General features: G+C 63.8%; 17 protein-coding genes and 1 pseudogene. 15 read left to right on the top strand and 3 right to left on the bottom strand.

Annotation, left to right across the window (positions count from 1 at the left end):
• Positions 1-43 precede the first annotated feature (43 nt).
• From kynU to KBA48_RS15465, 5 genes are all read left to right on the top strand, one after another.
• The gene (gene kynU, locus KBA48_RS15485; protein WP_292907924.1) at positions 44-1279 is read left to right on the top strand and encodes a kynureninase; all 1236 of its coding nucleotides are present in this window, start codon (positions 44-46) and stop codon (positions 1277-1279) included.
• Positions 1276-2127, top strand: a complete 852-nt coding sequence (gene kynA / locus KBA48_RS15480) for a tryptophan 2,3-dioxygenase (RefSeq protein WP_292907922.1) — start codon at positions 1276-1278, stop codon at positions 2125-2127. Before kynU ends, kynA begins: the two co-directional genes overlap by 4 nt.
• Entirely contained in the window at positions 2124-2759 is a 636-nt protein-coding gene (gene kynB / locus KBA48_RS15475) for an arylformamidase (protein WP_292907920.1), read from the top strand. Before kynA ends, kynB begins: the two co-directional genes overlap by 4 nt.
• 25 nt (positions 2760-2784) lie before the next feature.
• Positions 2785-4419, top strand: coding sequence for an AMP-binding protein (locus tag KBA48_RS15470; RefSeq protein WP_292907919.1), 1635 nt, complete (start codon positions 2785-2787; stop codon positions 4417-4419).
• Positions 4420-4519: 100 nt separating this feature from the next.
• A complete protein-coding gene (locus KBA48_RS15465) occupies positions 4520-5125 on the top strand; it encodes a glutathione S-transferase N-terminal domain-containing protein (RefSeq protein WP_292907917.1) in 606 nt (201 codons plus the stop codon).
• A gap of 151 nt (positions 5126-5276) precedes the next feature.
• Here KBA48_RS15465 and KBA48_RS15460 read toward each other — a convergent pair whose 3' ends face one another.
• Positions 5277-6107, bottom strand: a complete 831-nt coding sequence (locus KBA48_RS15460; protein WP_292907915.1) for an AraC family transcriptional regulator — start codon at positions 6105-6107, stop codon at positions 5277-5279.
• Between the two features lie 265 nt (positions 6108-6372).
• Here KBA48_RS15460 and KBA48_RS15455 point away from each other — a divergent pair, with 265 nt between their 5' ends.
• The 9 genes from KBA48_RS15455 (at position 6373) to KBA48_RS15415 (ending at position 14976) form a co-directional block, all read left to right on the top strand.
• Positions 6373-9237: a TonB-dependent siderophore receptor gene (locus tag KBA48_RS15455; RefSeq protein ID WP_292907913.1), complete on the top strand. Its 2865-nt coding sequence runs from the start codon at positions 6373-6375 to the stop codon at positions 9235-9237.
• A 75-nt stretch (positions 9238-9312) separates the two neighbouring features.
• On the top strand, positions 9313-9867 hold the full coding sequence (locus KBA48_RS15450) for a VOC family protein (RefSeq protein ID WP_292907911.1): 555 nt from the start codon (positions 9313-9315) through the stop codon (positions 9865-9867).
• Positions 9864-10859 carry a fumarylacetoacetate hydrolase family protein gene (locus KBA48_RS15445; RefSeq protein WP_292907909.1) on the top strand — a complete coding sequence of 332 codons (996 nt, stop codon included), beginning with the start codon at positions 9864-9866 and terminating at the stop codon, positions 10857-10859. The genes KBA48_RS15450 and KBA48_RS15445 overlap by 4 nt, the downstream gene beginning before the upstream one ends.
• Positions 10856-11620, top strand: a complete 765-nt coding sequence (locus KBA48_RS15440) for an alpha/beta hydrolase (RefSeq protein WP_292907907.1) — start codon at positions 10856-10858, stop codon at positions 11618-11620. Before KBA48_RS15445 ends, KBA48_RS15440 begins: the two co-directional genes overlap by 4 nt.
• 253 nt (positions 11621-11873) lie before the next feature.
• Complete coding sequence (locus KBA48_RS15435) at positions 11874-12101, top strand: hypothetical protein (RefSeq protein ID WP_292907905.1); 228 nt, start codon at positions 11874-11876, stop codon at positions 12099-12101.
• Positions 12102-12233: 132 nt separating this feature from the next.
• Positions 12234-12899 (top strand): ABC transporter ATP-binding protein, encoded by a 666-nt coding sequence (locus KBA48_RS15430; RefSeq protein ID WP_292907903.1) that lies wholly within the window; start codon positions 12234-12236, stop codon positions 12897-12899.
• Positions 12896-14152, top strand: a complete 1257-nt coding sequence (locus KBA48_RS15425; RefSeq protein WP_292907901.1) for an FtsX-like permease family protein — start codon at positions 12896-12898, stop codon at positions 14150-14152. The genes KBA48_RS15430 and KBA48_RS15425 overlap by 4 nt, the downstream gene beginning before the upstream one ends.
• A 4-nt stretch (positions 14153-14156) precedes the next feature.
• Positions 14157-14660 (top strand): DUF3299 domain-containing protein, encoded by a 504-nt coding sequence (locus KBA48_RS15420; protein ID WP_292907899.1) that lies wholly within the window; start codon positions 14157-14159, stop codon positions 14658-14660.
• On the top strand, positions 14641-14976 hold the full coding sequence (locus KBA48_RS15415; protein WP_292907897.1) for a hypothetical protein: 336 nt from the start codon (positions 14641-14643) through the stop codon (positions 14974-14976). Before KBA48_RS15420 ends, KBA48_RS15415 begins: the two co-directional genes overlap by 20 nt.
• A 5-nt stretch (positions 14977-14981) precedes the next feature.
• Here KBA48_RS15415 and KBA48_RS15410 read toward each other — a convergent pair whose 3' ends face one another.
• Positions 14982-15626, bottom strand: coding sequence for a DUF1826 domain-containing protein (locus KBA48_RS15410; protein WP_292907895.1), 645 nt, complete (start codon positions 15624-15626; stop codon positions 14982-14984).
• 1 nt (position 15627) lies between these two features.
• A pseudogene (gene zigA, locus KBA48_RS15405) lies at positions 15628-16833 on the bottom strand (zinc metallochaperone GTPase ZigA); the annotation flags it as partial.
• Between the two features lie 611 nt (positions 16834-17444).
• Here zigA and KBA48_RS15400 point away from each other — a divergent pair.
• Positions 17445-20858 (top strand): hypothetical protein (locus KBA48_RS15400; RefSeq protein WP_292907893.1); only part of this gene is annotated, 3414 nt, incomplete at its 3' end.

The following is a 20858-nucleotide window of genomic DNA, read 5'->3' as shown; positions in this document are numbered from 1 at the left end:
CCGCCAGCCTTGTTATGATCGGAACCATCAGAAGGGAGCGACCATGACCATCACCCGCGCCATGCTGGAGACCCTGGACAGGGACGATCCGCTGGCCCCGTTCCGCGATGAATTCGACCTGCCGCCGGACGTGCTGTATCTGGACGGCAACTCGCTGGGCGTTCTGCCCAAGGCGGCCAAGGCCCGCATGACCCGTGCCGTCGAACAGGAATGGGGGCGTGGCCTGATCCGGTCCTGGAACGATGCCGGCTGGATCGATCTGCCGTCCCGCGTCGGCGGCGCCATCGCCGGTCTGATCGGGGCCGCCCCGGATGAGGTGATCGTGGCCGACAGCACGTCGGTCAACATTTTCAAGCTGGCCGCCGCCGCCCTGCGTTTACAGCCGGGCCGGCGGATCATCCTGTCGGAACCGGGCAATTTCCCCACCGACCTCTATATGCTGCAGGGCCTGGCGGAATTTCTGGGCGGCGCGGTGGAGGTGCGGACGGCGGCACCGGCGGACATTCCGGCCGCGCTGACGGACGATGTGGCGCTGCTGCTTTTGACCCAGGTCCATTATAAGACGGGCCGGATGCACGACATGGCGGACCTGACGGCCCGCGCCCATGCCGTCGGCGCGCTCACCCTCTGGGACCTGTCGCACAGCGCCGGTGCCCTGGATGTGGACCTGAACGCGGCCGGGGCGGATTTTGCGGTCGGCTGCGGCTACAAATACCTGAATGGCGGTCCCGGTGCGCCGGCCTTTCTGTTCGTGGCGCGCCGCCATCAGGGGGCGGCGACGCAGCCCCTGTCCGGCTGGATGGGTCACGCGGCCCCGTTCGATTTCGATGATCGCTACCGCCCCGCCGATGGCATACGCCGTCACCTGTGTGGCACCCCGCCCGTTCTGGCCCTGTCGGTGCTTGAGGAAGGGGTGGCGATCATGGCGCGGGCCGATATGGGCCGCATCCGGGAGAAATCGTGCCGCCTGGGCGACCTGTTCATCGCCCTGGTGGAACAGATGTGCGGCGACAGCTTCGGTTTTATCAGCCCGCGCGAGGCCGACCGTCGCGGCAGCCATGTCAGCCTGTCGCACTCCGACGGTTACGCCATCATGCAGGCGCTGATCGCGCGCGGCGTCATCGGTGATTTCCGCGCGCCCGACGCGCTGCGCTTCGGCTTCACCCCGCTTTACCTGCGCCATGTCGACCTGTGGGACGCAGTGGCGCATCTGGCGGACATCATGCGGACCGGCGAATACCGCCAGGACCGTTTCCAGACCAAGGCAGCCGTGACATGAGCGAGCAAGGCAGGGGATGCCCGATGGGCATGACGGCGGGCGGCGACACATTCCATGCCAGCCCCGACATTTCTTACGCCCGTTATCTGGGCCTGGAAACGCTGCTGGCATCACAGCACCCGTTGTCGCCGGAACATGATGAACTGCTGTTCATCATCATCCATCAGGCCAGCGAGCTTTGGATGATGCTGTGCATCCACGAACTGAAGGCGGCCCGCGATCAGATCCGCAAGGATGAGCTTGGTCCCGCCTTCAAGATGATCTCGCGCGTGGCGCAGGTGCAGCGACAGCTGATCCAGAGCTGGGACGTGCTGACCACCATGACCCCGGCCGACTATTCCCGCATCCGGTCGCATCTGGGCCAATCCAGCGGCTTCCAGTCCTGGCAGTACCGGCTGCTGGAATTCATGCTGGGCAACAAGAACGCGGCCATGATCCAGGTCCACCGCGCCGACCCGCCGGCCTTTGCGGCGCTGTCCACGGCGCTGGCGGAACCCTCGCTTTATGATGAAAGCCTGCGCCTGCTGGCCCGGCGCGGCTTCACGCTGCCGCCCGAATGCCTGGACCGCGATTTCAGCCAACCCTACCGCCCGCATCCGGCGGTGGAGGCGGCTTGGTGCGCCGTCTACCGCGACACGGCCCGCTGGTGGGACCTGTACGAACTGGCGGAAAAGCTGGTGGATCTGGAAGGACGGTTCCAGCAATGGCGCTTCAACCACATGAAGACGGTTGAACGCATCATTGGCTACCGCACCGGCACCGGCGGGACCAGCGGCGTCAAATATCTGGTGAAGGCGCTGGACACCAGCTTCTTCCCCGAACTGCTCAGCCTGAGGACCGCGCTGTGAGCCGGGTGTACGACATCACCCAGCCCCTGCGCACCGGCATTCCCGTCTGGCCGGGTGATACCGATTATGTCGAGGACCGGGTCTGGGCCATCGGACCGGACTGTCCCGTGAATGTCAGCCGCCTGACCCTTTCCACCCATACCGGCACCCACGCCGATGCACCGCTTCATTACGATGAAGCCGGCGTGCCCATCGGTGCCGTGGATCTGGATATCTATCTGGGGCCGGCACTGGTGCTGCATATGCCGCCCGGCCTGGACCGGGTGGCGGTGGCGCATCTGGCGGGCCGGGTGTCGGCCGACACGCGCCGCCTGCTGCTGCGCACCTATGCAAGTTTTCCGCATGACGCGTGGGACAGCGCCTTCACCGCCATGGACGCCGATGCCATCGACTGGCTGGCCGGGCAGGGGGTGCGCCTGATCGGGGTGGATGCCCCGTCGCTGGATCCGCAGACATCCAAGACCATGGATGCCCATATGGCGGTGCGCGGCCACGGCATGGCCATCCTGGAAGGGCTGGTGCTGGACGCCGTGCCTGAAGGGATTTTCGAACTGATCGCCCTGCCGCTGCGGCTGGCAACGGCCGATGCCGCGCCCGTCCGGGCCGTCCTGAGGGTGATCGACAAGACATAATCAAATCCGGCAACTTGGGGGTCGCATGTCAGTCACGCTTCTGCCTTCCGCCCATCTGGACAGCTTCACCCGCGACAACCTGCCACCCGCCGACCAATGGCCCGACCTGCGGTTCGACCTGCCAGAACTTCGGTATCCGAACAAAATTAACTGCGCCGTCGAACTGCTGGACAAGGCGCTGGCGGAAGGGCATGGCGCCCGCCCCGCCATCCTCTGCGGCGATCTTGTCTGGACCTATGCCGATCTGGCGGACCGCGTGAACCGCATCGCCAATGTGCTGGTGCGGGACATGGGGGCGGTGCCGGGCAATCGTGTGCTGCTGCGCGCACCCAACAACCCGATGATGCTGGCGGCGTGGCTGGCCGTGATCAAGGCGGGGCTGGTGGCCGTGTCCACCATGCCGCTGCTGCGCGCCTTCGAACTGCGTCAGATCGTGGACAAGGCCGCCATCACGCTGGCCCTGTGCGACGCGTGTCTGCGTGACGAATTGCTGGCGGTGCAGGCGGAACGGCCCAGCCTGCGCCGCATCGTCTGTTTCGGTGCCGCTGACACGGAACTGGAAACGCTGTCGGCCGGCATGCCCGACCAGTTCGATGCGGTGGAGACTAGCCAGGATGATGTCTGCCTGCTGGCCTTTACGTCGGGCACCACGGGTCAGCCCAAGGCCTGCATGCATTTCCACCGGGACGTGATGGCCATGTGCGACGGGTTCGCGCGCCACATCCTGGCACCACGGCCCGACGATATCCTGATCGGCACACCGCCCATCGCCTTCACCTTCGGCCTTGGGGCCGTACTGGCTTTCCCGCTCCGGTTCCGCGCCGCGACGGCCCTGCTGGATCAGGCGACGCCGTCGGCTCTGGTCGCCGATATCCAGCGCCACCGCGCCACCATGGTTTTCACCTCTCCCACCGGTTATCGCGCCATGCTGACGCAACTGGCCGATTATGATGTTTCTTCGCTGCGTATGGCGGTGTCGGCGGGGGAGGTGCTGCCATTGCCCACCACCGACGCCTGGTTCGATGCCACGGGTCTGCGCATCGTGGACGGGATCGGGGCCACGGAGATGATGCATATTTTCATCTCGGCGGCAGGTTCCGATATCCGCCCCGGTGCCACGGGGCGCGCCGTGCCGGGCTATGTCGCGACGTTGCTGGATGGGCAGGGGCGCGAAATCCAGGGACCGGGCACGGGGCGGCTGGCCGTGCGCGGCCCCACCGGCTGCCGCTATCTGGCAGACGACAGGCAGCGCAACTATGTGATCGATGGCTGGAACCTCACGGGCGACACCTATCGCCGGGACGAGGACGGGTATTTCTGGTTCGTGGCGCGGGCCGACGACATGATCATCTCGTCCGGCTATAATATCGCGGCGCCGGAGGTGGAACAGGCCCTGCTGGCCCATCCCGCCGTGGCCGAATGCGCCGTCATCGGCGTTCCCGATCCGGAACGGGGCAACATGGTGAAGGCGTTCGTGGTCACTGTCCCCGGCCGGCCACAGGATGCGGCGCTGGTCCGGGAGCTGCAGGATTTCGTGAAATCCCGCATCGCGCCCTATAAATATCCCCGTGCCGTCACGTTCCTGGACCGTCTGCCCAAGACGCAGACGGGCAAGATCCAACGCTTCCGCCTGCGTGAACCGCCCCTCGCCACCCCCTGAAACCGGACGCACGGCACAGCTTCCGTACTGGTGGGAAAGCCCGGTCCCGCCCGGCGGCGCTACCATGCCGGATCGCTGTGACAGCTTCGGGGATTCGATCATGTTGACATTATGGGGCCGGGCCAATTCATCCAACGTCCAGAAAATCATCTGGGCCTGTGCCGAAATCGGCCAGTCCTTCGACCGTATCGATCTGGGCGGGCCGTTCGGCGGCCTGGACGATCCGGCCTATCGGGCCATGAACCCCAATGGCCGCATCCCGACCATCAAGGACGGGGATGTGATCCTGTGGGAATCCAACGCCATCCTGCGCTATCTGGCGGCCCGCCACCCGCAGGCGGGTCTGCTGCCCGCCACGCCGGCGGCGCGCGCTGTAGTGGATCAGTGGCTGGACTGGCAAATGGTGTCGCTGGGGATCGGCCTGCGCGACGTGATGCAGACCCGGTCGCAGGCCGGCAGCCCGGCGGCACAGGCGGCGGAAACGCAGGTCGCCGGGCAGTTCACCCTGCTGGATGCGCGGCTGGCCGCTTCGGCCCATGTCGCCGGCGATGATTTCACCATCGCGGATATCGCGGCGGGGATCAGCGCGCATCGCTGGCTGGCCCTGCCCATCGCCCGGCCGGAGCTTCCGGCCCTGTCCCGCTGGTATGCCGGGCTGCGCGCCCGGCCGGCCTTTGCCGCCGTGGCGGCCCTGCCCACGCGCTGACCTTGTTATACCAAATTGCGATGAGTGGAACTTATCGCAATCTGGTCCGGCGGCGACTGCCGCCGCGCCGCTCGCGCGGCGTAAGGTTCTGATCACCGCAAAACAGTGTTAGTGGCCTTCCCCGGTGTGCCGGGGAAGGCCGATTGCGCCGTCAATGCAGGGCCATCATCTCCGCATCCGACGTCTGGCGGCGGAATTCGCTGGGTGGCACGCCGATATGCTGGGTGAAAAAGCGGGTGAAGTTGCTGTGGCCGGCAAAGCCCAGCTCATCCGCCAGCTCCGCCAGCGACAAATCCGTCGTGCTCAGCAGCCGGGTGGCCGTCGTCACCCGAATATAATCGGCATATTGCTGGGGCGAGGTGCCGACGCAGCGGCGGAACTGTTCGAAGAAGCGGGAACGCGACAGGCCGACCTGCCGGGCCAGTTCCTCCATTTGCAGGCTGCGCAGGGAATTGGCCTGCATATAGGCCAGCGCCTTGCGGATGCGGAAATCGATCATCTGCCGGCGCGGCATCAGCGAGCGTTCCGCCGCATCCCCCGCATATTGCGCCACGATGGCATCGACCAGATCCAGCAGCAGCCTTTCGCACTGTTCCTGCGAGGCACGGTTCTGCGCCGTGATGGCCGTGGCAAGGCGAGAGGCCTGGATCTGCACCTCCTCCGTCAATGTCACCTGCGCATCGGCGAAAAGTTCGGTCACGCGCGCCGCCGTGTGGGGCAGGGCATCGCCCAGCCAGTCCGGCTCGATGAACAGCGACAGGATCAGGCAGGGCGGCCCCGCCAGCTTCCCATGCGGCAGCCAGGAATTGAACAGCAGCATGGAGGTGTCATCCAGCGCCAGTTCCTTGCCATCCACCAGGAAATGCGCATCCGCACCGCCCAGCTTCAGCAGGATGTTGATCTGCCGGTGCGCATGTTCGACCAGCGCCCGGTCGTTCAGATTGACGGTCGCCCTGCCGAAACGCCCGGACAGGATCCACACGGCCTTGCCTGGTTCCATCGCGCCCAAAGGTCACCTCCCGTTATTGCCAGCCGCTTCGGCGCGGACGTTCTTGTCCATTCAGACATAAACCCTCCCGCGCGTGAAGGCGAGGGCCGCCGGATCGAAAACCGGACTTTCAGGCAAAGGCGCGGACCCCGGCATAAGTAGATTGTCCAGGTCACGTGGCACATTCCCGGTGTCAGTTCACCGCAATCAGAAGCGCAAAACCAATGGAATTGCGCCGACAGCATCGGGAGGGATAGAAATGAGCATGCAGGATAACAAAGAACGTTCGGGCGGCATGAAGAAATCATTCAAGGGAAGGCATGGCTTGATTTGCCGGGTCTCCCGGATTGCCCTGTTTGCCCTGGTTTCCGGCGCCGCCGCCCCGGCCTGGGCCGATCCGCAGGACGAGGGGGAGAAGCAGGCCGCCGCCCTGGATGAGATCGTGGTGACCGGCACCCGCGTCGCCCGTCAGGGCTATGACGCGCCGACGCCGACAACGGTGATCGATCAGGCCCGCCTGCTGGAAGCTGCCCCCGCCAACATCGCCGATTTCGTCAACCAGTTGCCGGCCCTGGTCGGCTCCAACACCCCGCGCCGTGGCACCTCAGGTGCCGGGGCGGAGGCGGGATCGAACTTCTTCGACATGCGGGCACTGGGTCCCAACCGCACCCTGGTCCTGCTGGATGGTCACCGGGTGGTGCCGACCAGCGATATCGGCGCTGTCGACGCCAATCTGTTGCCGCAGGCGCTGGTGCAGCGGGTGGATGTGATCACGGGCGGTGCCTCGGCGGCCTGGGGCTCCGACGCCGTGGCCGGCGTCGTCAACTATGTGCTGGACCGCACCTTCACGGGTGTGAAGACCGGCGCGCAATATGGCATCTCCAACGAAGGTGACGCCAAATCCTTCAAGGGAGAGCTTTCCGTCGGCTCCCCCTTCGCGGAAGGGCGCGGCCATGTCATCGTCAGCGGTGAATACCATTCCGAAGGCGGGGCCGGCTTCCCCGACAGCCGCGATTGGTTCACCAGCCGCAAGACCGTGCTGAACCCCGCCTGGACACCCACCAACGGCCAGCCGCGCCGGCTGGTGGCCGACCATGTGGGCAAGTCGAACCAGACCACGGGCGGCCTGATCACCGGCCCACGCACGGTTATGGTGAACGGCGTCAGCACGGCCAACCCGCTTTACAACAAGCAGTTCGGTCCCAATGTGGAACTGCTGCCCTTCAATCCCGGTCTGGTGACGGGTATCCAGGCCATCGGCGGTGACAGCCAGGATGTCGGCGGGCGCATCCGTCTGGCCCTGCCGCTGCGCTACGGCACTGCTTATGGCCGCGTCTCCTATGAACTGATGCCTGATATCACGGTGTTTGGGGAGGCGGGTTACGGCAAGGCGCGCAACGACGTGGTGGGCCGCGCGTTCGAGATCACCAATCAGGTGATCCGTGCCGACAATGCCTATCTGCCTGCCGCCGTGAAGCAGCAGATGGCGCAGTTGGGCCTGTCCACCATCAATGTCGGCCGCATGTTCCTGGACATGGGCGGCGTCAGCGGCCGGTCGAAGCGGGCGCAGCAGCGTTACGTGGCCGGCGCGGAAGGCGTGTTCGGCAATGGCTGGAGCTGGGACAGCTATTTCCAGCATGGCCGCACCCATTTCTCCTTCGGCGGGTTCGACAACAACCCCATCCTGGCCAATTTCGACCGGGCCGTGGATGCCGTGGTGGGACCGGACGGGCGCATCGTCTGCCGTTCCACCCTGACCGACCGCAATAATTTCTGCGCGCCGTTCAATATTTTCGGCGAAGGCAACATGTCCCAGGCAGCGCTGGATTATGTGAATGGTAACGCCGTGCAGAATGTCCGCTTCGGTCAGGATGTCGGCGCCTTCACGCTGCGGGGCGAGCCGTTCGCCATCTGGGCCGGCCCGGTTTCCACCGCCATCGGTGCGGAATATCGCCGCGAAAGCTATCGCTCCACGGCTGACAGCCTGTCGCTGGTCGACGCGCATTATGTCGGCAACTACAAGCCGGCCCATGGCAGCTACACGGTGAAGGACCTGTTTGCCGAAGCCGTGGTACCGCTGGCCCAGGGCCTGCCATTCCTGGAACAACTCGACCTGAACGGTGCCGTGCGTTTCACCGATTATTCCACCAGCGGGTCGGTCGCCACCTGGAAGCTGGGCGCCACCTGGGATCTGGATGATCAGTTCCGCATCCGTGGCGTGGCGTCCCGTGACATCCGCGCCGCCAACCTGGCGGAGAAGTTCGCGGCCGGCATCACCTTGAACCAGACCATCGACGATCCGGTCACCAACAGTTCCTATTCCATCCGCGCCATCACCACCGGCAATCGCGATCTGGCCCCGGAAAAGGCCGATACCCGTTCGCTGGGCTTTGTCTACCGCCCGTCCTGGCTGGACGGTCTGTCCCTGTCGGCTGATTATTACGATATCAAGATCAAGGGATCGATCACGACGCTGGAGGCCACCAACGTCTTGGCCCGCTGCGCCGCCGGTTCCACCGACCAGTGCGGTTTCATTACCCGCAATGCCGCCGGCCTGATCACCCATATCACGCTGCTGCCGCAGAACCTGAACGCCGAACGGGCACGCGGCATCGATTTCGAGGCGGGGTGGCAGGGCGATCTGGGCGATATCGGCCGGCTCAGCCTGCGTTCCGTCGCCAGCTATGCCGATGAACGCTCCGTCACGGCCAATGGCATCACGGTGAACTATGCCGGCGACAATGCCAATGAACAGCGTTTCCCCACGGCCGTGCCGCGCTGGCGCCTGCTGTCGTCGGCCACGTTGGACACGGGTTCCTTCAGCACCACGCTGACCAACCGCTTCATCGGCGCCGGCCATCTGCACCGGGAGTTCAAGGAAGGTGTGGATATCGACAATAACCGCGTGAAGGCGGTGTCCTATTTCGACCTGACGGCCACCTATACGCTGGGCGGCATCGGTGACCAGACGCAGATCTATGCGTCGATCTACAACCTGCTGAACCAGGACCCGCCGGCCTCTCCCAACTGGTCGACCTCCAGCACCATCCAGTCGGGCGTCAACGGCTATCTCTATGACGTTATCGGCCGGCAGTTCCGCGTCGGCGTCCGCTCCAAGTTCTGATTTTCAACATCCGTCAATCGCCGGCGCCGCCATCCGGCGGCCCGGTTCGATCACCCGAAACAGGGAGATGTCCCCATGTTGTGCAAGAAATTGCACCACGCGGCCTTTCGCTGCGTGGACGCCAAGGAGACGGTGGAGTTCTACACCACCGTCCTGGGCCTGAAATTCACCCATGCCATGGGGGAGGACCATGTGCCCTCCACCGGCGAATACAGCCCGCATATCCATATCTTCTTTGAGATGGAGGACGGTTCCAACATCGCCTTTTTCGAGGTGCCGCAATCCCCGCCGGGCATCAAGGACACCAACACGCCCGGCTGGGTCCAGCATTTCGCCTTCGAGGTGGCGGACGTGCCGACCCTGCTGCGCGCCAAGGCGGAACTGGAGGCGAAGGGGGTCGATGTCATCGGCCCCACCAATCATGATGATTTCATCCTCTCCATCTATTTCTTCGATCCGTCCGGCCACCGTCTGGAACTGACGGCCCGCACCGCGACCAAGGAACAGGAAGCACAGTTCGAACGGGAGGCGATGGACGTGCTGGATCTGTGGAGCCGCACGCATGACTGGTCGCGCCGGGCCGAAGTGTTCGGGTCTTCCCATGGTTACAAGCGCGAGGTTCTGCAATGAAGCTGGCAACCGTGAAAGAGGGCGGGCGCGACGGTACGCTGGTCGTCGTCTCCCCCGACATGACCCGCGCGGTGCGCGCCACCGGCGTCGCCGCCACCATGCAGGCCGCCCTGGATGACTGGGACCGTGTGGGGCCGATCCTGCATGTGCTGTCCGATCGGCTGGCCGCCGGCCCGGTGGAACGGGAATTCCCCTTCGACCCGACCATCGCCCTGGCGCCATTGCCGCGCGCCTATCAGTTCCTGGATGGCAGCGCCTATTACCATCACATGTCGGTGGTGCGGGCGGCGCGCGGGGCCAAGGTGCCCGACGATTTTTTCCAGGTGCCCCTGATGTATCAGGGTGTGTCCGATCCGATGCTGGGGCCGGCGGCACCGCTGCGCCTGACGGAGGATGAAGGGCTGGGCATCGACCTGGAGGCCGAAGTGGTGATCATCACCGGTGACGTGCCGATGGGCGTCAGCGCGGAGGAGGCGCCGCGTTACGTGCGGCTGATCACCCTGTTGAACGATTATTCCCTGCGCGGTGTGATCCCACCGGAACTGACGCGCGGCTTCGGCTTTTTGCAGGGCAAGTGCATCTCCAGCATGGCGCCGGTCGCCGTCACCCCGGACGAACTGGGCGCCGCCTGGGACGGACGGTTGCTGTCGGGCCGGTATCTGGTGGAGGTGAATGGAAAACGCCTGGGCGAACTGGAACCCGGTCATGACGCGACGTTCAATTACGCCCAGTTGATCGCCCATGCCGCCCGCACGCGCGAACTGCGCGCAGGCACGGTCATCGGGGCCGGCGCGCTGGCCAATGCCGACCATGAAAGGTGTGGCAGCGGCTGCATCGCGGAGGAACGGGCGCATGAACAATTGAAGCATGGCGCGGCCGCCATGCCCTATCTGCGCTTTGGCGACCGGGTGCGGATGGAAATGTTCGGGTCCGACGGACGGTCGCTGTTCGGCGCCATCGACCAGAAGATCGAAAGGTATCATCGCCCATGATCGGCCATCGTCTCCATGGTCGCGGACCCCGCCATGCGCTGCTGCTGCATGGCTGGTTCGGCGACCATGGGGTCTATGGGCCGGCACTGCCGGCCTTCGACCCCGAAACCTGGACCCTTGCGCTGATGGATCAGCGCGGATATGGCCTGTCCCGTGACCAGGGCGGGCCGTTCGACATTGCCACCATCGCCGCCGATGCGCTGGATCTTGCCGACCGGCTGGGCTGGGAAAGGTTCAGCCTGATCGGCCATTCGATGGGCGGCAAGGCGGCGCTGCGCGTGGCGGTGGCGGCACCGGCGCGGGTGGAACGGCTGCTGGCCGTCACACCCGTTTGGGCGGGTGCTGCCCCGTTCGACGCGGCAACACGGGCGCTGTTCCGTGCGGCGGCGGGCGATGCCGGCGCGCGGGAAGGCATCATCCGCCATTCCACGTCTGACCTTCTGTCGCCCGATCTGTATCGTGAACTGGTGGCCGGTTCCTTTGCCCAGTCACGCGAAGACGCCTTCGCCGCCTATTTCGAAAGCTGGTCCGGCGATGATTTCGCCGACCGTGTCGCGGGGCTGGATGTGCCCGTTGCCGTGCTGGTCGGCGAGCAGGATCTGGCCATCACCGCCGATCTGGTCCGCACCACCTGGATCGCGGCGCTGCCGGCGGCAGAACTGCGGGTGTTGGCGGGGGTGGGGCATTACCCGATGCTGGAGGACCCGGCGGCGTTCGGGGCGCTGGCGGCGGGGTGGTTGGGCGAAGGCCGCACGGCATGACCAAATTCGGCTATGAGCGCCGAGCCGATAACGCTCTGACCCGTTGATGGTCTCTCTCCTATGCTGTCCGGGCTGGGCGCGACCGATCCGTCCCTCTTGATCCGGGGTCACTTTAATAATAACGTTATAACATCACATAATTACTCCTGTCTGACAGATGTCCACGAACGATATGATCCACGGTGCATGTTCCTGGCGGTCAGCCCGTCACGCTGTTTGTCATCAGGCCTTTCATACCGGTTTTGTAGAGGCCATGTCTGGCAAGCCGTTCGATTATGCCGCTCTGGATGCCATGACCGAGTATGAACAGCACCGGTATGAGAATGGCCGGGAACTGGCCTGGGAATGCCGCCAGGCCCGGTTGACCATTCGTTGGACGCGCCGGGATGCCGTTCCCCGCGCCTTGCGTGACTTCATCACCAGCCGGGCCTTGCGCCGACGGGCCGGTCTTCCCCGGACCGATCCCTATCGGGCCAGATAAGGCTTGTCATGCCGCTGCGCCCGTCGGCACGGTATCCGTCCGCATGACAGGGAATTCACTGTTCGGTACGTGCTGTTTCGATGAATGTAATGATATATCGTATGCATTCTCTTGCCGGACACGTGACCTGCCATGCGCGATTCCAATCTGATTGACCTGGATAAAGTGGTCCACCATGCCGGTGGGCGTTCCATTCTGTTCGTGGAACGATTGACCCTGCCGCCGGGCCGGCACGGTCTTCTGTTGGGACCCAGCGGCAGTGGCAAAACAACGTTGCTGCACGCGCTGGCGGGCCTGCTGGTGCCGAGCCAGGGCCGCCTGTCGCTTCTGGGGCATGATCTGCGCGCCATTGGCGATGCGGGGCGTGACCGTTTGCGTGCCGATCATGTGGGGATCATCTTTCAGCAACTGCACCTGATCCATGCCGTTAGCGTTGCCGACAATCTGCGTCTCGCCCGGCGGCTGGCCGGCAAGCCGCCGGATGAAAAGGGGCTGAGGCAACTGCTGACGCGTGTCGGGCTGGGCGACCGTGCGGATGCGTCGCCGTCCGACCTGTCACAAGGCGAGCGGCAGCGGGTGGCCGTGGCCCGTGCGCTGGCCAACCAGCCCGCCCTTCTGCTGGCCGACGAGCCGACCAGTGCCCTGGACGATGCCAATTGCCAGGCCGTTATCGACCTGCTTCTGGAGCAGGCGGCGTTGAGTGGGGCCACCCTGCTGGTGGCTACCCATGACCGGCGGCTGATGTCCCGGTTGCCGGTGTTGCTGGAACTGTCCAAGCCGATGGAGCGGGCGGCATGAACATGCTGGGACTGAGTCTTGCCTATCTGCGCCGCCGGCCGCTGACCACGGGGTTGAACCTGCTGCTGCTGGCGCTGGGCGTGGCCTTGATCGCCTTTCTGCTGTTGCTGGAACGGGGGCTGGAAAACCGGCTGTCGCGCGATGTGGTGGGTATCGACATGGTGGTGGGGGCCAAGGGCAGCCCCCTGCAACTGGTCCTGTCGGCCCTGCTGCAGGTGGATGTGCCCACAGGCAATGTGCCGCTGGCCGCCGTGGAGGAACTCCGCCGCAACAAGATGGTCAGACAGGCCGTTCCCGTCGCCATGGGGGACAGTTTCGGCAGCTACCGCATCCTGGGCACGGAAACCGCCTATATCGATCTTTTTGGCGGGTGGCTGGTCACGGGCCGGATGTTTGAAGGTCCGATGGAAGCCGTGTTGGGGGCCGAGGTCGCCGCTTCATCCGGTCTTGGTCTGGACAGTGCCCTTGTCGGCAGCCATGGCCTGACAGCGGGGGGAGAGACCCATGCCGACATGCCCTACCGCGTTGTCGGCATCCTGGCGCGCACGGGCACGGTGCTGGACCGTCTGGTCCTCACACCCGTGGCCAGCGTCTGGGCGGTGCATGACCAACATCATCACCATCATGACGATGATAAGGCCGAGGAACCTGACCACGACCATGACCACGACCACGATCGTGAAACCGCTGGCGACGCCGATGGCCATGACCGGGAGGTGACGGCGATCCTGGTTCGCTATGCCACGCCGCTGGCCGCCGCCCGCTTGCCGCGAGAGATCAACAGCCAGACCAGTATGCAGGCGGCCAGCCCGGCGGCAGAGATGCTGCGCCTGCGTGCCCTGATGGGTGTGGGGCTGGATGCCATGCGGTTGTTGGGTCTGGTTCTGGTGCTGGCGGCGGGCCTGTCCACCTTCGTGGCCTTGGCCAATGCCTTGCAGGAACGCCAATATGATCTGGCGGTGATGCGGGCGCTGGGCGCGCACCGGGGCAGGATCATGGGACAGATCCTGATGGAGGCGATGCTGGTGGCGCTGGGCGGGACCTTACTGGGCATTGCCCTGGCCCATGGCGGCGTGGCAGCCCTGTCCGGTTTTTCCGCTCGCGCCCGCGATCTGGGATTGTCGGCGGGGCAGTTCGTGATGGGGGAGGCGTGGTTGTTGGCGCTCTCCATGCTGGTGGCCCTGCTGGCCGCCGCCTTGCCCGCCATCCGGGCTTACCGTGCGGATGTCACCCGGCTTTTGGCGAGGGGGTAAGGGGATGAAGACCGTCAAGATCATCTTGCTTGGGGCCATGCTTGCGGGTGCGTTACCAGCCCTGGCTTTCAAGCAGGTACAGGACCCGGCCCTGGCCTCACAGGCCGTGCCGCACGACCCGCGTGCCGTGCCCCGCGCCACCCTGGGCTGGGACAAGCTGGCCGATACGCAGGAGACGGAAAAGCGGATCAAGGATGTGGACCGGCTTGTCGCGGTCTTTGGACCGGGGGTCAGGGCGCTGGATGGCCAGCCCATCACCGTGGCCGGCTTCTTCCTGCCGCTGGATACGGGGGAGGCCAGCCGGTCCTTTCTGCTGTCCTCCCTGGCGCCCACTTGTCCCTTCTGCCCGCCGCCGGGCCCGGCCGACCTGATCCAGGTCAGCGCGACGCAGCCGGTGACGGCCACGCTGGATCAGGTGACGCTGGAAGGCACCCTGCGCCTGTCGGCCGAGGATGTGAATGGCATCTATTTCCATCTGGAGAACGCCCGTGTCGTCCCGAAATCCTGAGGCGCTGCTGGTGGCGGCGCTGTTGCTTCTGGTTCCCGGTCCGGCCCTGGCGCAGGAAAGCTGCGGCAAGCTGTATCAGAATCAGGATTGTGGGCCTGCCGCGTATGAAGAGGCGTTGGCCCGCCAGAAGGAGGCGGAGGCAAAGCTGAAACAGCAGGCCCCGCCCGAAGCGCCCGTCACCGGCGGACCCGCTGAAACCGACACGCGGGACATGCGGCAGCGGGCCTTGGACCTTTACCGTGCCCGTGCCGCCGCCATGGCCAATTCGGTCCAATGCTGTCACCCCGGTGTGGATGGCACGCTCTGGTGCCACTGACCGGGTCACGGTTCCCACAGCCGGGGTGAGGTATCCGACGGCAGGTTCAGGCAAAGCAGGGACCGGACGGTGCCCGTCCCGGCGATGGGCGGGGAGCGGTGGACCACGCCCCCCACCGGTCCCGCCTGCGTGCCCTTGAACAGCGCGACGGCCCCGTCGGGAAACTCCTCCAGCGGCCCGTGATAGAGCTGCTGGTCGCGCAATGCCTCCTCCGCCTGGACCTGCGGCACGATCTGCGTTGCCGGCCCGCGATATGTCGCCAGCAGGCGCAACCGCACCTGATCGCGGTGGAACTTCCAGCAGGCGTCATGCCGCAGCCGGTCGAGCCGGATATCGACGATGTCGGTATCGGCGATGACGGCGAAGCGCCTGACCAGCATCAATATATCGTCACGCAACGCCCGGCCCAATGCCGTGGCAGCGATCGGCGTTTCAGCCAGAATGCCGGACAGGGCGGACGGCGCATCCGGTAACCAGACCAGGACCCGTCCCTGCGGCAGATGCGCAGGGCACAGGCCCGCCATCCCATCCAGCAGCGTGTGGGGTCGTGAACGGTCCCAGACGGCAAGGCTGACATCCGGGTTCAGGATTTTGGACAGAACGGCCATGTCGGGGCTACGGACCAGCGGGCTGCTTATGGTGATCGCCACCTTACGCTTCCCCTTGCCTTTTCCATTTGGGAAATGGATCGGGCAGGCGCTTCCAGGCATTGACCGGCATGTCGCGGGCGTTGATATCGCCGACCAAGGCGCTGTCCAGGCGACGGCGGATCGCCGCCTCGTCCATGCCGGTGCCAATGAAGACCAGTTCCTGGCGCCGGTCGCCATAGACCGGGTGCCAGTTCTGCTGGATCATCTGCCGGTATTCATCACTGTCGGGCCAGCGGTTCTTCGGGACGCTGGCCCACCAGAAACCCAGGGCCTCATGCCGGACCAGGGAGCCCGCCTGACTGACTTCGCCCACCCAGTCAGGACGGGTGGCCAGCCAGAAATGCCCCTTGGCACGGATTACGCCGGGCCATTCCTCCTGAAAAAACTGCAGCAGTTTGGCCGGATGGAAGGGCCGGCGGGTGCGATAGACGAAGGAGGAGACGCCATATTCCTCCGTTTCCGGCTTGTGGTCCTTGAACCCGTGCAATTCTTTGAACCAGAGCGGGTGTTCCTGTGCCTTTTCATAGTCAAAGCGGCCGGTATCCAGTACCCGGTTGAGATCGACACGGCTTTGTGCGGTTTCGATCAGGTCGGCACCGGGATTTAGCGACCGGATGATCTTGCGCGCGGTATCCGCCTGTTCCGGCGTGGCGGTGTCCAGCTTGTTCAGCAGGATGACATCGGCAAACTCGATCTGATCCACCAGCAGGTCGACCAGGGTCCGGTTATCATCATCGCCCAGGGATTCCCCGCGATCCCGCAGGAAATCGGTGGAGGCATAGTCGCGCAGCAGGTTCACGGCATCGACAACGGTCACCATCGTATCCAACCGCGCCACATCCGACAGGCTTTGCCCCTCCTCATCGCGGAAATCGAAGGTGGCGGCGATGGGCAGGGGCTCGGCGATGCCGGTGCTTTCGATCAGCAGGTAATCGAACCGCCCGGCCGCCGCCAGCCGCCGCACCTCCTGCAACAGATCGTCGCGCAGGGTGCAGCAGATGCAGCCATCGCTCATCTCGACCAGCTTCTCATCCGTGCGTGACAGGTCGCTGCCGCCGGCACGGATCAGATCGGCGTCGATATTCACCTCGCTCATGTCATTCACGATGACGGCGACGCGGCGGCCCTCACGGTTGTTCAGCACATGGTTCAACAAGGTGGTCTTGCCGGCGCCCAGGAAGCCGGACAGGACAGTGACGGGAAGGCGGGGGGGGCATGGGCTGGGTCCTCTTGCGTACTCGACGCGGGCTGGGCCGGGTGTTGGCGATAGGGATAGTTATATTATAACGTAACTATTACGTTAATTGCAAGCACGGCAATTGGCTTCCCCATCCGGTGTCGATGGTATCAAGGAATGCGGTCGGCACCGCCATGGGAAGAGGGGGGAGGTGGCCATATGCCCGATACGTGGTCTGCCCCGTCCGGTCTGGCGCCTGATCGGTTCGTCATTCGGCTGTAAATCGGGCACTGTGCCCCGATTCGTAACAATCGCAGTTGGCCTGATCCTAAATAATTGGCGTTTTAGAAAATAAAATATTGTATTTCATAGAGTCATGGAGGGAGTTTGCTGCCCGTTGTGTCCAAATCCCGTTTGGCCGCAAATTTTTATGAAAAACAGCTTTTATTCCTGTTTTTCAGATTTTTTACCTAATCCCTTTCGATTCCAACCAATTCGTGGAGATATGGTTTCTTATTCGTAGAAATATAATTTCTTATTTCAGAAACTTTGTCTTTTAAGGTGTGTTCCCAAATGGAGAGCCGCCTATAGTGTCGTTTGAGGTATGGCGATGTTCGCCATGGATATGAATGGGGCGCAAAGTGCAGGTAACATTCGGACAGAAGAAGCTCCGCCAGATGCTGATGGCGGGCGCCTCTCCGGCGATACTTGCCGCTCATCTGGTTGTCGTTCTGCCATCGCACGCCGCTGACATCACCATCAGCAGTTCTATCACCACAGGCACGGTGTGGAGCGGGACGGCGAACCCCAACAGCAATCTGACCATCACCAACAGCGGCACCATCAATACCACCAACGCCTATGCCGTCACCATCACGGGCACGGCCGGGTCGCAACTGGGTACGCTGCTGAACAACGGCCAGATCACCGACACGGCGGCCAATGGCCGTGCCTTGTTCATCCAGGCCGGCAGCGTAGCGGCCCTCATCAACAGCGGCACCGTCACCGCTTCCACCTATGCGCTGTGGAATGCTGGCTCGCTGGGCACCATGTCCAACAGCGGCCTGATCAACGGCCGGCTGGTCAATCAGAGCACGATCGGTGCCTTTACCAACACCGGCACGCTGACCTATTCGTCCTTTACCTGGGACAATGAAGCGCAGATCCGGACTTTCACCAATAGCGGCCTGATCTATGGCGACCGCGCCGTTTACAGCCAGGGCACCATTGGTACCCTGATCAATACCCGGACCGGCACCATCCATGGCACGATCAATGCCGTGACCATCACGGGTGTCGGTGGCATCAATTCGATCTCCAATTCCGGACAGATCATCGGCAATGTTCTGAATTCCGGCACCATCACGCCCACCATCTCCGGCGGCACGCTGAGCACCATCGGAACTTTCACCGGCACCCTGGGCAGCGTCGGCACCATCACCAGCGCCAATGCCGGTCTGATGTTCAGCGCCGGTAAGATCTATCTGAACGATCATATCAATGTCGGCACCAACACCGTCACCAACGCCGGCGCATCGCTGAGCATCACCAATTCGCTCAGCATCACCGGCACGCTGACCCAGACGGCGGGCACGATCCATCTTGTTCCGGGTGCCGGCCAGCTTGTGGTCAACCGTCCCGTCAGCCTGACTGGCGGCACGGTCGTGTCAGGCCTCAGCTCGATCAGTAATTATCTCGTCGGCGACTATACGATCATCGCCGGAGCCACGGGGTCTAATTATACCGGACTGAGTCTGGTCACCAACACTGTCACCGGCCAGTCGGCCCTGAGCAGTGTCAGCGGTAATGATCTGATCACCACCGTCCGCAATGATTATATCGGCAGCACGCTGACCAGCCTCAGCAATACCGGCACTATCAGCGGCGCGAAGACCGCTGTCTATATTGCCGCCACCGGGTCGGTGGGTACCCTCAGCAATACGGGCACCCTGTCGGGCACGACGCGCGGCATCTATTTGAATTTCGGCGCCCAGGTCGGCACCATCACCAACCAGGGCCGGATTGTGGCCGTGGCAGGGGCGGGGGCGGCTGGCGGTATCGCCAATGCCGGTACCATTGCCACCATCGTCAATACCGGTACCATCATCAGCGGTGCCAGCAGCGGCATCGGCCTGAACCAGAATGTTTCATCGATTGGCCAGATCACCAACAGCGGGCTGATCAGTGCCGCCACCGGCGGCATCTACAACCAGGGCACTCTCGGCACCTTGAACAATACAGGGCGGATCCTGGGTGCGCAGGGTCTTTCCATCAATGGCGGCACCGTCGGCTTCATCAATAACAGCGGCACCATCACCGCCAGCAGCAGGGGTATCTATCTTAGCGGTATCCTGGGCAGCCTCAACAACAGCGGCACTCTCAGCGGCCCCACCGTCCTGTACGCCGCGTCCGGCGCCACCGTGGGTGCCATCACCAATAGTGGGCTGATTGCTGGCAAGATCGTCAATCTCAGCACCAACGCCCTGACCATCAGCGGCGGCACCGGCGCCACCATCGGCACGCTGACCGGTGCCACAGTGACCAACCGGGGCAGCATCATCAACACGCTGTCCAACGTGGTGTTCGCCGGCGGTAACCTGCTGCTGAATGACGATATCAATGTTACCGGCCATTCGGTGTCCAATATCGGCGCATCGCTGCGTCTGGACAGCATCGTCAATGTTACTGGCGGTTTCAACCAGACCAGCGGCACTTTGATTGTCGATCCCACACAGGGCGGCGTGATCGCCAGCGGTGCGGCCGGCATTACCGGCGGCACGGTGATGTCCACCTTTGTCAGCACAGGCAATTACCTGGCGGGCGCCTATACGCTGGTCAGCGGGTCCAGCCTGAACATGACCGGCGCCACAGTGTCGATCAACAGCATCACGGCCCTGGATCGCAGCACCAGCACGGTCGGCAACAAGCTGTTGCTGAACGTGAATAATCATTATGTCGGCGGCACGCTGACTACGTTGAACAACAGCGCGAGCCTGACCAGTGCCAACACGGGCCTTTATGTGGCCACGACGGGCCGTGTCGGCACGGTGACCAACAGCGGTACCCTGGGCGGCGCACAGTTCGGCGTCAACAACCGTGGTACCATTGACACGCTGGCGAATTCCGGCCGCATTACCAATGACAATTTCACGGCCCTGTGGAACCAGGGCAGCATCGGCCAGTTGAGCAACAGCGGTACAATTACCAATTCAAGCTGGGCCATCCTGAATTCCAGCACCATCGGTACGCTGACCAACAGCGGCGTCATCAATGGTGGCGGCAACGCCATCCAGAATAATGGCGTGATCACGCTGATCAATAACAGCGGCACCCTGACGGGCAGCAGTAATGCCGTGGCCGGCACGTTCGGAACCATCATCAATAGCGGCATCATCAAAGGCAATATCAACAAGGATGGCGGCCGGGTCGACACGATCATCGGCGGCAGCGGCGGCACGATCGGCACGCTGACCGGTTACAGCGGCACGACCCTGGGCACGTTCGGGGTCAGCAGCAATCTGGTCTTTGCGTCGGGTGACCTGCTGCTGCATGACAATATCAAGGCTGTGGGCGTCGCCGCCAGCATCGTGACGATCAGCAATCTGGGTGCCAATATCACCCTGTCGACCATCGTCAATGTGGCTGGCAATTTCACGCAGACCAGCGGCAGCCTGAATTTGGGCAATAGCGGCCAGTTGGTGGTCACCCAGGCGGCCAGCATCACCGGTGGCACCGTGTCGGGAGGGGGCCTGTCCAGCACCTCGACCTATCTGTACGGTTCGGCGGGCAGCACGCTGGTTTCGGGTGGTGTGGGTTCCAATTATACCGGTGTCAGCCTGGCCAGCAGCGGCGGCATCACGGGTCTGGCGGTTTCCGGCATGACCAGCGGCACCAATCTGGTGATGCAGGTCGGCAATTATTATATTGGCGACAGCCAGACGTCGGTGGGCAATACGGCGACGATCACGGGTGTGACCTATGGCGTCTATGTGGCGTCCAGCGGCACGCTGGGCACGCTGTCCAACAGCGGGACCCTGTCGGCATCGGGCACCGAC

It is taken from the genome of Niveispirillum sp. (assembly GCF_017996735.1).
Lineage (GTDB): Bacteria > Pseudomonadota > Alphaproteobacteria > Azospirillales > Azospirillaceae > Niveispirillum.
Note: the sequence above shows the minus strand (reverse complement) of the source record. Positions and strands in the feature narration are given on the sequence as shown.